General features: G+C 55.3%; 8 protein-coding genes. All 8 read left to right on the top strand.

Annotated elements, in window-relative coordinates; genetic code table 11:
* Nucleotides 1-2,021: dynamin family protein (locus HQN87_RS31745; protein ID WP_173141318.1), on the top strand; the 2,021-nt coding region annotated here is incomplete at its 5' end.
* A gap of 148 nt (nucleotides 2,022-2,169) precedes the next feature.
* Entirely contained in the window at nucleotides 2,170-3,360 is a 1,191-nt protein-coding gene (gene purT, locus HQN87_RS31740; RefSeq protein ID WP_173141322.1) for a formate-dependent phosphoribosylglycinamide formyltransferase, read from the top strand.
* The gene (locus tag HQN87_RS31735; RefSeq protein WP_173141316.1) at nucleotides 3,350-3,814 is read left to right on the top strand and encodes a GNAT family N-acetyltransferase; all 465 of its coding nucleotides are present in this window, start codon (nucleotides 3,350-3,352) and stop codon (nucleotides 3,812-3,814) included. Before purT ends, HQN87_RS31735 begins: the two co-directional genes overlap by 11 nt.
* Before the next feature lie 464 nt (nucleotides 3,815-4,278).
* Complete coding sequence (locus HQN87_RS31730) at nucleotides 4,279-5,928, top strand: response regulator (protein WP_173141314.1); 1,650 nt, start codon at nucleotides 4,279-4,281, stop codon at nucleotides 5,926-5,928.
* Between the two features lie 2 nt (nucleotides 5,929-5,930).
* Nucleotides 5,931-7,757, top strand: coding sequence for a sensor histidine kinase family protein (locus HQN87_RS31725; RefSeq protein ID WP_173141312.1), 1,827 nt, complete (start codon nucleotides 5,931-5,933; stop codon nucleotides 7,755-7,757).
* Nucleotides 7,754-8,776, top strand: a complete 1,023-nt coding sequence (locus HQN87_RS31720; RefSeq protein WP_173141310.1) for a substrate-binding domain-containing protein — start codon at nucleotides 7,754-7,756, stop codon at nucleotides 8,774-8,776. Before HQN87_RS31725 ends, HQN87_RS31720 begins: the two co-directional genes overlap by 4 nt.
* Before the next feature lie 151 nt (nucleotides 8,777-8,927).
* A complete protein-coding gene (locus HQN87_RS31715) occupies nucleotides 8,928-9,998 on the top strand; it encodes a galactose ABC transporter substrate-binding protein (protein ID WP_173141308.1) in 1,071 nt (356 codons plus the stop codon).
* Between the two features lie 149 nt (nucleotides 9,999-10,147).
* Nucleotides 10,148-11,659: a sugar ABC transporter ATP-binding protein gene (locus HQN87_RS31710; RefSeq protein ID WP_173141306.1), complete on the top strand. Its 1,512-nt coding sequence runs from the start codon at nucleotides 10,148-10,150 to the stop codon at nucleotides 11,657-11,659.
* Nucleotides 11,660-11,746 lie beyond the last annotated feature (87 nt).

The raw sequence follows: 11,746 nt of genomic DNA, 5'->3' as shown, positions 1-11,746 counted from the left end.
CGGCGGCTGCGCTGCGCGCCGCCAGCCCAGCGCCGCCGCTGCGCACCGCAGCAGCGGCAGAGCCTGCCGCCGCCCCGGCCTGGGCGGCGGGAACGGCACAGCCGGCAGGCGGACGCCGCCGGCTGACGCAGGCCGCAGCAGCGCTGCACGCTGCGGCCGGGATGCTGCGCCGCGAGCCGGCTATGGCCTCGGCGGCGCGCAGCCTGGCGGCGCGGGCGGAGGATCTCGCCGGCGGCCGCTTCACCATGGCGCTGTTCGGAGCGTTCAGCGCCGGCAAATCCTCCTTCGCCAACGCCCTGCTGGGCGAAGAGGTGCTGCCCGTGTCGCCGCATCCCGCTACAGCGGCCGTCGGGCGGATTCTGGCCCCGGAGGGCAGCTTCGCTCACGGCACGGCGGCCATCACCATGAAGCGCGCGGAGGATTTCTGGGAAGATATCCTCCATTCCTTCAGCGTGCTGCAGCTTCCGCCGCCGCAGCGCGAGTCGTGGACCGCAGCGGTAGCCAAGCTGCAGACCGGCGGGCTTCATCCCTCCTCGCTGCCGCACGCCGGATTCCTGCGCGCGGCAGCAGCCGGATGGGAGGAATCCGGTCCGCTGCTGGGAACAGAGCGTAAGGTCAGCCTGGAGGAATACCGGGCTCTGGTTGCCGATGAGAAGCGGGCCTGCTTCGTGCAGAGCACAGACCTGTATTATGACAGTCCGCTGACGCGCAGCGGCATCGTACTGGTGGACACCCCCGGAGCGGATTCCCTGCACGCCCGGCATACCGGTGTAACCTTCGGCTACATGAAGAACGCCGATGCCATCTGCTTCGTGACCTATTATAATCATGCGTTCTCCAAGGCCGACCGGAGCCTGCTGGCCCAGCTGGGGAGAATCAAGGATAGCTTCGCGCTCGACAAAATGTTCTTCATCATCAATGCCTCAGACCTCGCTTCAGATGAGGCTGAGCTTGAATCCGTGCGGCAGCATGTAGCGCAGAATCTGCGGGCCGGGGGCTTGACCTCACCGCGGATCTACAGCGTGTCCAGCCTGCTTGCGCTGGAGGGCAAGTCCCGCGGAGTCAGAGAAGCCTACGAGGCTTCCGGGTTCGGCAGCTTTGAAGCGGCGCTCTCTGAGTTCGCGGGCGAGGAGCTGCCGAGATTGTCGCTGGCAGCGGCCAGAGACAGCCTAAGCTCTGTCCGTCTCCGGGCAGAGGAGTGGCAGCGGCTGGCGCTGATGGAAGCGGACCAGCGGGAAGAAGGAATGAAGCAGTTCCGGCAGCGCCGGGAAGCTGCGGATCTGCGGCTGGCCGCACTTGTCCAGGAGGACCGGCCGCTCCGGGACCTGCGCCGTGAGGGCGCAGAGCTGCTCTACCATGTCCGGCAGCGCATTGCCTTCTCCTTCGGCCGTTCCTTCCAGGAATCGTTCCATCCCTCCATTCTCCGGGAAGAGGCCGGGAATCTGAAGGACATCTTCATTGCCTGCGGGCGGGAGCTGGAGCGCAGCATCCTGCGTGAGCTGGAGCAGGAGCTGTGGGCAACCACCCTGCGGCTGGAGTCGGCAGGCCGCAGGTTCGTGACCCAGGCGGCAGCGGCAGCCGCCGCGGAGCTCTCCGTCCCGGAGCAGGAGCTGCAGCTCCTGGAGAATCCGGACGAGCGTTGGCCCGCACCGGTGAAGCTGGACTGCGTGCTTGCTCCCATGGACTGGGCCGGACTGTGGAGCCGCTTCAAATCCCCGCGCCACTTCTTCGAGGGCCCGGGCCGGGCAGAGATCCGCTCGGCGGCAGAGCCGTGGTTCAAGGAAGCGGTTGGAGCTGCGGCTGAAGCACAGGAGCAGCCGCTCTTAACATTCTATGCCGATGCGGCTGCGGCCGCATTATCCCTTGCGGCAGACCGGCTGCGTGAAGAGCTGTCCGAGCGGGAGGCAGCCATGTCGGAGCTTCTGAAAGGGGGTGATTCAGCGCAGCATTGGGGCGAGATTGCCGGAGAATTACGGCTTCAGGAGCAAGCTTTCGACGATCTGGTGGACAGCCATCTGTGAAGTTTGTAGGAAAATGTCGAAGAATGCTTGCAATCTGGTGGATGATGGATGAAAATAAAGAAGACTGAAAATTTACAATGAAACTGCGACATTTTACAGAAATAGAGAAGTCAGCAGACAAATTTGCGAAAAGAGGTTGGAGTCGACAATGTGGGGAGCTCCTTTTTCAGCCCGGAGCAAGAAGCTGCTGCTGCTGGGCAGCGGTGAACTGGGTAAGGAAGTCATTATCGAAGCTCAGCGCCTTGGCGTAGAGACCGTAGCTGTGGATCGTTATGAAGCTGCACCCGCGATGGGCGTTGCCCACCGCTCTTATGTACTGGATATGCTGGATGCAGAAGCACTGAAGCAGCTGATCCGTAAGGAGAAGCCGGATCTGATTGTACCCGAGATTGAAGCCATTGCTACCGGAGCCTTGGTGGAGCTGGAGGAAGAAGGCTTCCTCGTCGTTCCTACCGCCCGTGCTGCACGGCTTACCATGGACCGCGAAGGCATCCGCCGGCTTGCGGCCGAAGAGCTGGGCTTGCCGACGGCTGCCTACCGGTTCGCTGACAGTCTGGATGAGCTGCGCCAGGCTGTAGAAGAGCTGGGAACACCGTGTGTGATTAAGCCGATCATGAGCTCCTCCGGCAAAGGCCAGAGTGTCTGCCGGAAACCGGAGGATGCGGAAGACTGCTGGAATACGGCTCTGGAAGGAGCACGTGCCAAAGGTACACGCGTCATTGTAGAAGCCTTTGTTACGTTTGAGAGCGAAATTACACTCCTTACCGTCCGTTCGGTCAGCGGAACCTTATTTTGTCCGCCGATTGGCCATATCCAGCAGGATGGAGATTATGTGGAATCCTGGCAGCCGCATCAGATGAGTGGTGCGCAGCTGGCAGAAGCAGAAGCAATCGCCCGGGCGGTTACGGATCAGCTTGGCGGTTATGGGATTTTTGGTGTGGAGCTGTTCCTCACCGCGGATGGGGTATTGTTCAGTGAAGTGTCACCCCGGCCGCATGACACAGGTATGGTTACCATGATTACGCAGGATTTGTCGGAATTTGCTCTGCATGTCAGAGCCATTCTTGGATTTCCGCTGGAGGCGGTACGTTTGTTGACCCCTGGAGCTTCAGCAACCTTGAAGACCGGAGGAGCCGGACAAGCTTTTGCAGTGACCGGAATAGAAGAGGCGCTGGCCCTTCCCCGTACGCAAGTTCGCGTATTCGGCAAACCGGAGATCCGCCCTGGACGGCGGATGGCAGTAACACTCAGTTCAGCGGAAGATGTTGAAATCGCGCGGACGACAGCCAAGCAGGCAGCGTCTATGCTACAAGTGGAGGTATACGAGGATGAACAGTAGTACTCAGGAGCAGGTACTGCAAATTCGCAAATGCGGCATGAATGATCTGGAGAGAGTAACAGCCCTTTTGCGGGAATTCGGCTATCCGACAACGCTTAGCGTGATGAAAGAGAGAATGGAAGGCATGGAGCATGATCCGTTCCACTGCACAATGGTCGCAGAACTCAATAACGAAGTTGTGGGAATGATCGGATTACGACAGGTGAAGTCCTACTACAAGCATGCCGATTGTATTACGGAAATTACCGCGCTGATTGTATCAGAGGAGCTTAGAGGACAAGGCCTTGGCAAAAGGCTCGTCGCTGCAGCGGAAGATTGGGCGCGCCATCAAGGCTGCTGCCAGCTGTTCCTGCGGAGCGGCAACCGGGTCGAGCGTGCTCCGGCACATGCCTTTTACCGCCATATCGGCTTTGAAAAGACAACAGGCTACCGCTTCAACAAAGCACTGCTATAATCCTATACGTGTAACCGAACATCCCCATCCCGGCGTAATCGGGATGGTTTTTTTTGTTCCCGCAGGCGGATGGAGACCTCTTAGCAAGCCCTGTGGACATAAATGTTGTACGTTCTGCAACTCTGATTCCAGGATACCGGGGTATTTGGACAGATTGTTGCACAAATTACAAGAATTATCGTGTTAAGCCGACCAGAGGAGGAAGAATGCTGCCTTTTGTACAACAATTCTGAAGGGTGGCCGGAATCATCGGCACAATGTTGTATTATAAGCAGGATTTCATTGTGACAGTATGTACATAATATTCACTTGCAATATATCCGGTCAGCCTATATAGTGAATTGCTTCCGCATATCAGCACCACCGGAACCTGTGGCCTTTTCTATTTAAACATAGATTGCACCTGTTGAATCAGCTATTATTGTTCTGTGAAACTCCATATCCTATCCGAAGAGGGATGACGCATGTACAAATTAATTCTCGCCGAAGACGAGGAAGATGTAAGAGAAGGCATTATCGCCCAGATTGACTGGGAGGAGTACGGATTTGAGGTGGTAGAGCAGGCGGAGAACGGGCGTGAAGCAGCGGATGCCATAGACCGGCTCCTGCCGGATGTCGTCGTGACCGACATTCAGATGCCTTTCATGAACGGACTGCAATTGGCGGAATGGGTCCGCAGCCGTCACCCGAATACGAAGATTATCATTCTGACCGGCTATGATGAATTTGAATATGCCCAGAAGGCCATTAAGCTGCAGATTGACGAATATATCCTCAAGCCCTTCTCATCCCGGGAGCTGATTGATGTCCTGCTGAAGGTTAGAGCTCAGATCGAAACCGAGATTGCCGAGAAGGAAAATGTTTTTGTGCTAAGCGAGCATTACCGCAAAAGCCTGCCCCTGCTGCGGGAGCAGTTCCTTTCCTCCCTGATCTCCCGCCGTCTGCGCTCCGCCGAGATCGCCGAGAAAAGTGCAGAGTACGGCATCAATCTGACCGGTGAATTATTCCAGTCCTCTGTTATCAGTATTGATTATATCCGTCCAGAGCGGACGCCCGGCGTTCAAGAAGTTCGGCCGGTATCGCTGCGTGACACCGGGGACCGTAATCTGCAGCTGTTTGCCGTGCTGAATATCGCCGAGGAGATCTGCCAGAAGCATGAGTTCGGCAAGGTGTTCATCCACCGCGATGATGTGGTGCTGCTGTCGGTCAGCCAGAGCCCAGAGGAGAGCGATATTACCGGCAGAACGTTCGCCATTCTTGAAGAAATCTGCCAGAATGTGCAGCGTTTCCTGAAGCTGACGGTAACCGCAGGCGCCGGAACCGTCTGCAAGGCGCCGTCCATGCTGTTCAATTCCTTCGGGGATGCCCTGCAGGCCCTGGATTACCGGCTGATTCTCGGCAACAACCGGGTGATCTGGATCGAGGATGTGGAGTCCAGATCCAGCCAGATGCCGGCTTATGATGAGCTGGCCCAGCAGTCGCTGATCCGCACGATCAAGCTGGGGACCGCCCAGGAGCTGCGGGAAGTCGTGGACGAGCTGTTCGGGGGTCTTGATACCGCGCAGGTCTCCACTCAGGATTATCAGATTTTCCTGCTGGAGATTATTACTTCGATTCTGCGCGTGGCTAAGGAATCCGGCAGCGAAACGAATGATTTCATCGGCCCCGGCCTGACTTCCCTGAGCGATATGAACAAATTCAACAATATGGGTGAAGCCAGGCAGTGGATTATTACCGTGTGCAGCCGGCTGATGAATACCATTGCCTCCGAGCGCCAGTCGAGCTATAAGCAGCTGATCGACCAGGCTAAGGAATATATCCGCAGCCATTATGAGGAATCCGATATGTCGATCGGCCGGGTATGCCAGCATCTGCATATCAGCACGGGTTACTTCAGCAGTATTTTTAAGAAAGAGATGAAGATGACCTTCGTCAGTTATCTCCTGCAGATCCGGCTGGAGGCCGCGAAGGAGCTGCTGCGCTCCACGGAGCTGAAGGCATTCGAGATCGCTGAGCGGATCGGGTTCGCCGACCCCAACTATTTCAGCTTCTGCTTCCGCAAGAAATACGGACAATCCCCCAAAGAGTATAAGAACAGCTCACGGGGAGAATAGCCATGAACAAGCCCAAGGAGCCAGTCTTCCCGCTGCGCCCGCCCTCTCCTAAGAGAGGCAAGCTGCGCATACCCTCGAAGCTGCGGAGTATTCAGCTGATTATTACGCTGACCTTCACGGCGGTCACGGTGGCCGTTGCCGTGATCGTCAGCATCATGCTGTACGGCAAGTTTGCCAAGACAGCAGAAGAGAACGCCAATCTCAACATGCAGCAGATCATCGAGCAGGTGAATTATAACCTGGAGCTGTATGTGAAAGGGATGGGCAGTATTTTTGCCACCGCAGAGAAGCAGATTACCTCCAGTCCGTCGATTGACTCCCCGCTGCTCAATGAACGGATGGACACCCTGATGAGCAGCCGCGAGGATCTGGTATCCGTGGCTGTTTTTACACCGCAGGGCCAGTATGTTGTAGGGACGCCCGGACAGAACCTGCGCCTGAATACAGGGCTGGAGAGTCAGAGCTGGTTCACCACGGCCAAACGCACCTCGGAGATCTCGTATTCGGCCCCCCATATCCAGAATCTGTTCCGGGGCAGGTACACCTGGGTGGTCTCCATCAGCAAATTGATTCAATACCAGGAGAACGGGGAGCTGAGGACCGGCGTGCTGCTGCTGGACTTCAATTTCAGAACGATTGATCAGCTCAGCAAGCAGGTCAAGCTGGGAAAAAGAGGCTACGCTTACATCCTCGATCCGCTCGGCAATATCGTCTACCATCCCCAGCAGCAGCTCATCTATGCCGGGCTGAAGTACGAGAACGTAGAGCCGGTGCTGGAATATGCCTACCGCAGCTATCTGGATGAATCGACCGGAGAGAAGCGGTTTATTACCGTACGTACACTGGCGCAGACCGGCTGGAAGATCGTCGGGGTCGCCTATTACGATGAGATTGTCACCACCAAACGCGATCTGAATCAGTTCCTGGCGTGGTTTCTTGGGGTGGTGCTGGTCTGTGTGATTGCGGTGTCGGTCTTCCTGTCCTGGCTGATTGCCAGCCCCATCCGCAAGCTGGAGCGTACCGTGAAGCAGGTGGCTGAGGGTGATCTGAATACGCCGATTAACGTCAGCGGAGCCTATGAGGTGGAGCAGCTGTCGAAGCGCTTCAACATGATGCTCCAGCGTATCCGTCAGCTAATGGATCAGATCATCTATGAGCAGGAGACGAAGCGCAAGGGCGAGCTTGAAGTGCTGCAATCGCAGATTAACCCGCACTTCCTGTACAATACGCTGAACTCCGTCATCCGGCTGGCCGAACGCGGCAAAACCGGTGAAGTCGTCACGATGATCCAGTCGCTCTCGAGATTCTTCCGCATCAGCCTGAGCAAAGGCAAGAATATCATCACGATCCAGGAGGAGCTGGACCATATCCGCCATTATCTGGTGATCCAGAGCTTCCGCTTCAAGAACAAGTTCCGTTATGAAATCACGGCGCAGGAGGAAGTGCTGCAATGCCAGACCATTAAGCTGATTCTGCAGCCTATCGTGGAGAATGCGCTCTATCACGGGATCGAAATGCTGCCGGATGAGGGGCTGATCTCCATTACCGCCGAGCTTCAGGACGGGCTTGTAATAATCAGAGTCAGTGACAACGGTCTTGGAATGTCGAAGGAAACGATGAATGTCATTCTGAGCGGAGGCGTCAAAAGCACCAGCGGCTCAGGAGTCGGCGTCAGGAATGTGCATGAACGGATCGGCCTCTATTACGGGCGGGAATACGGACTTTCTTTTCAGAGCGAAATCGAAGAAGGTACTGTCGTAACTCTTATATTCCCGGCCCGCCCGGCGGGGGAAGGCATGGAAGAGCAGAAGGAGGAGATGAACCCGTGAGAAGCCTGCGTGTGTGGCTCACCATACTGTTATGCGGAGTGTTATGGATCTCTGTGTCCTCTTGCTTCAATGCATCACCTGCATACATCAGCACCAGCAAGACGCGTAATATCCACTTGGTCGTGAAGATGAACAAAGGGGATTACTGGAACACACTGAAGCTGGGAGCGGAAGCGGCAGCGAAGGAATTCAATGTCAATCTGACCTTCAAAGCGCCGGATTCGGAGAGTGATATTGAGGAGCAGATCGTTATGGTGGAGGAATCCATCAAGGAGAAGGCGGATGTCATTATTCTCGCGGCCAGCAGCTATATGGGACTTGCCCAGGTCGTGGACCAGGCGGCGTATTCGCGAATTCCTGTGATCTCCGTCGATGCTGAGGTCGGCTCTGCCAGAGTCCGGTCATATGTAGGCTCCAACGGCTATGAGGCCGGACAGAAATCCGCAGAGCGGCTGATTGAGCTGCTCAAGGGTTATGGCGAAATCGGGATACTTAACTTCACGAATTCTTCTCCCGATCAGGGCCCCGGCTCCACAGGCAGCATTGATTACGGAGCGAGGGATGCCGATGAGCGGGAAAAGGGTTTTCTGAATTACGCCGCCCGTTACCCGAATGTCAAAGTCGTGCAGATCTCCTATACCTCCTCCAGCACATCGGAAGCCGAAAGCCTGACCCGGGAGATGCTGGAGGAGCATCCGGGACTGCGCGGAATTGCCACCCTGAATGAAATTGCCTCCCAAGGTGCAGCCAAAGTCATTCAAAGCGCGGGGAAGGGCTATCTGAAAATGATTGCTTTTGACAGTTCTCCCTCCATGATGGAATCGCTGCAGGACGGGACTGTGCAGGCGACTGTGATCCAGAATCCGTTCAGCAACGGGTATCTGGCGGTGAAATATGCGGTGGAGGCGCTTGAAGGCATGGATATTCCCGAACGCGTGGATACCGGCACCAAGCTCATAGATCTGGAGAATATGCTGTGGCCCGAGAATCAGAAGCTGCTGTTCCCGTTTGTCCGGTAGGAGAGACTTAAGTTTTAAACATTAGAATTTTCATGAAAATGAGTAGTATTTTATATTCGCAACCGTTTTCATGTAGGGCATAATAAGGATGTACCCGGGGCACACCGGGATCAACACAAATAAAGAACTATCCTCAGGAGGTCAATTAAAAATGAAAAAAGTCACTTCCGTTTTACTTGCCAGTGCTTTGCTGGGTGCAGCTCTCGCAGGCTGCGGCGGCAACAATAACAAGGCTGCTGACCCAGCCAAGACAGACACTGCGGCTAACACAGCGAATTCCGGTTCAACTGCGACTCCAAAGGTCGGTGTGGCGATTTACAAATTTGATGATACCTTCATGACGGGGGTCCGCAACTCCATCGACGCTGCTGCAAAGGGCATTGCCACTGTAGACATCGTAGACAGCCAGAACTCCCAGCCTACACAGAATGACAAGGTGGATCTGTTCATCACCAAGAAATATAACGGCATGCTGATTAACCCGGTGGACCGCACCGCTGCCGGCGTCATCATTGACAAAGCCAAAACCGCTAATATTCCGGTCGTCTTCCTGAACCGCGAGCCGCTTCCCGAGGATATGAAGAAATGGGATAAAGTCTACTACGTAGGCGCGAAAGCCGAAGAATCCGGCACCATGTCCGGCCAGCTGATCGTTGATTACTGGAAGGCACACCCTGAAGCGGACAAGAACGGCGACGGCGTGCTGCAATATGTAATGCTTAAGGGCGAACCTGGACACCAGGATGCCGAGCTGCGGACCACATTCTCCATCCAGGCCATCGAAGATGCCGGCATCAAGGTAGAGAAGCTGGCTGAAGATACAGCGATGTGGGACCGGGTAAAAGGCCAGGAAAAAATGGCAGCCTTCCTTGGCTCCCACGGCGACAAGATTGAAGCCGTTCTTGCGAACAACGATGACATGGCACTGGGTGCCATCGAAGCGCTGAAGGCTCAAGGATACTTCAGCGGCGACAAATACATGCCGGTTGTAGGCGTGGACGCTACCGCTCCAGCGGTTCAGGCACTGCAGGATGGAACCATGCTTGGTACTGTACTGAACGATGCCAACAACCAAGGTAAAGCCGCAATCACCCTGGCCGCCCTGCTGGCCAAAGGCGAAGCGCCTACCAAAGACAACGTAGGCTTCGACATCACTGACAACCAGTATGTATGGATCTCCTACAAAAAGATCACAAAGGACAACGTAGCTGACGCCAAGTAATGATGAATAACAGATACAGATAAGTTTCATAAATACCAGTCCCGGAGGGCGCTGCAATGCGCTCTCCGGAATTCCTTACGGGTAGGAAGCAGGATGGAACCGCTGTGCCTCTCATGGAAAAAGAAAAAAAGCGTAGGGGGCGTAACAACATGGCAAATACTGAATTTTTGCTGGAAATGAACGGCATTACCAAAGAATTTCCCGGCGTGAAGGCGCTGGATGGAGTCAGTATTAAGGTTCGGCCGGGTTCGGTTCATGCACTCATGGGCGAAAACGGGGCAGGCAAGTCCACACTGATGAAATGTCTCTTTGGAATCTATTCACCGGATGCCGGTGAGATCTTTCTGGATGGCCAGAAGGCCGCCATCTCGAACTCGAACGATGCACTGAAGCACGGAATCTCGATGATTCACCAGGAGCTGCACCCCGTACCTTTCCGCAGCGTCATGGAGAACATCTGGCTAGGACGTTTTCCGACCAAGGGCATCGGACCGATTCAGTTCATCGACCACAAAAAAATGTTTACAGACACAGAAAACTTATTTAAAGATCTGGATATCGATCTGAATCCCGAAACTTTGGTGGGCAAGCTGTCCGTATCCAAGGTCCAATCCATCGAAATTGCGAAGGCGGTCTCTTTTCATTCACGCGTTATTGTCATGGATGAGCCAACCTCGTCCTTAACCAGCGTGGAAGTGGAGCATTTATTCCGGATTATCCGGGACCTGCAAAAAAGAGGCGTAGCTATTATCTATATATCTCACAAAATGGAAGAGATTCTGGAGATTTCCGATGAAGTCACGATTATGCGGGACGGCAAAAAGATCGGCACCTGGCCGTCAGCGGAGCTGACCACGGATCTGATTATCTCCAAGATGGTCGGACGCGATCTTACCAACCGCTTTCCGGAGCGCACCAATGTTCCAGGCAAGGTGTTCATGAAAGTGGAAGGCCTGACCTCACCGGAGCCGCGATCCTTCAAGGATGTCTCCTTCGAGCTTAAACGGGGTGAGATTCTTGGCATCGGCGGTCTGGTAGGCGCGCAGCGGACCGAGGTGATTGAAGCCTTGTTCGGACTACGTGCTGTGAAATCCGGCTCCATCTCTATTGACGGCAAGAAGGTGAAGATCAACTCCCCGCAGGATGCGAAGAAGCACGGGCTGGCGCTGCTGACAGAGGAACGCCGCGCTACGGGGATTTTTCCGGTGCTGTCTGTGCATGAGAACGGGGCTATTGCCAACCTTGACCGGTATAAGACGCCGTATCTGCTGCTGAACGGCCGCAAGAAGAAGGTAGAAGTCGATAAAATGATCGAGAAGCTGCGCACCAAGACCCCAACCACCAAAACGCAGATTATGAATCTCTCCGGCGGGAATCAGCAAAAGGTGCTGCTGGCCAGATGGCTGCTTACCGAACCTGAGGTTCTGCTGCTGGATGAGCCGACACGCGGGATTGATGTCGGTGCCAAATTTGAGATCTATACCATCATTGCCGACCTGGCGAAGCAGGGGAAGAGCATTATCATGATCTCTTCGGAAATGCCTGAGCTGCTGGGGATGTCCGACCGTGTAATGGTGATGTCGGAAGGCCGGCTTACAGGAATACTCGAAGGCGAGCAGGCTACGGAAACTGAAGTGATGCGTCTCGCTGCACAGCATTAATCAGGAGCTACACTCACAGGACGGCGAAGGCTATAGGGCTGCTGCCAAGCTGAAGAAGCTCAGCAACGAATGCGTAAACTTCGCGTA

It is taken from the genome of Paenibacillus tritici (genome assembly GCF_013204885.1).
Lineage (GTDB): Bacteria > Bacillota > Bacilli > Paenibacillales > Paenibacillaceae > Paenibacillus_AQ > Paenibacillus_AQ tritici.
The sequence above is the reverse complement of the archived record's forward strand: the minus strand, read 5'-3'. Positions and strand labels throughout refer to the sequence as shown.

What these genes read in the sequence shown, in the direction of transcription:
- purT (WP_173141322.1), top strand. Translation starts at nt 2,170, where the DNA reads ATGTGGGGAGCTCCTTTTTCAGCCCGGAGCAAGAAGCTGCTGCTGCTG.
- HQN87_RS31735 (WP_173141316.1), top strand. Translation starts at nt 3,350, where the DNA reads ATGAACAGTAGTACTCAGGAGCAGGTACTGCAAATTCGCAAATGCGGC.
- HQN87_RS31725 (WP_173141312.1), top strand. Translation starts at nt 5,931, where the DNA reads ATGAACAAGCCCAAGGAGCCAGTCTTCCCGCTGCGCCCGCCCTCTCCT.
- HQN87_RS31730 (WP_173141314.1), top strand. Translation starts at nt 4,279, where the DNA reads ATGTACAAATTAATTCTCGCCGAAGACGAGGAAGATGTAAGAGAAGGC.
- HQN87_RS31710 (WP_173141306.1), top strand. Translation starts at nt 10,148, where the DNA reads ATGGCAAATACTGAATTTTTGCTGGAAATGAACGGCATTACCAAAGAA.
- HQN87_RS31715 (WP_173141308.1), top strand. Translation starts at nt 8,928, where the DNA reads ATGAAAAAAGTCACTTCCGTTTTACTTGCCAGTGCTTTGCTGGGTGCA.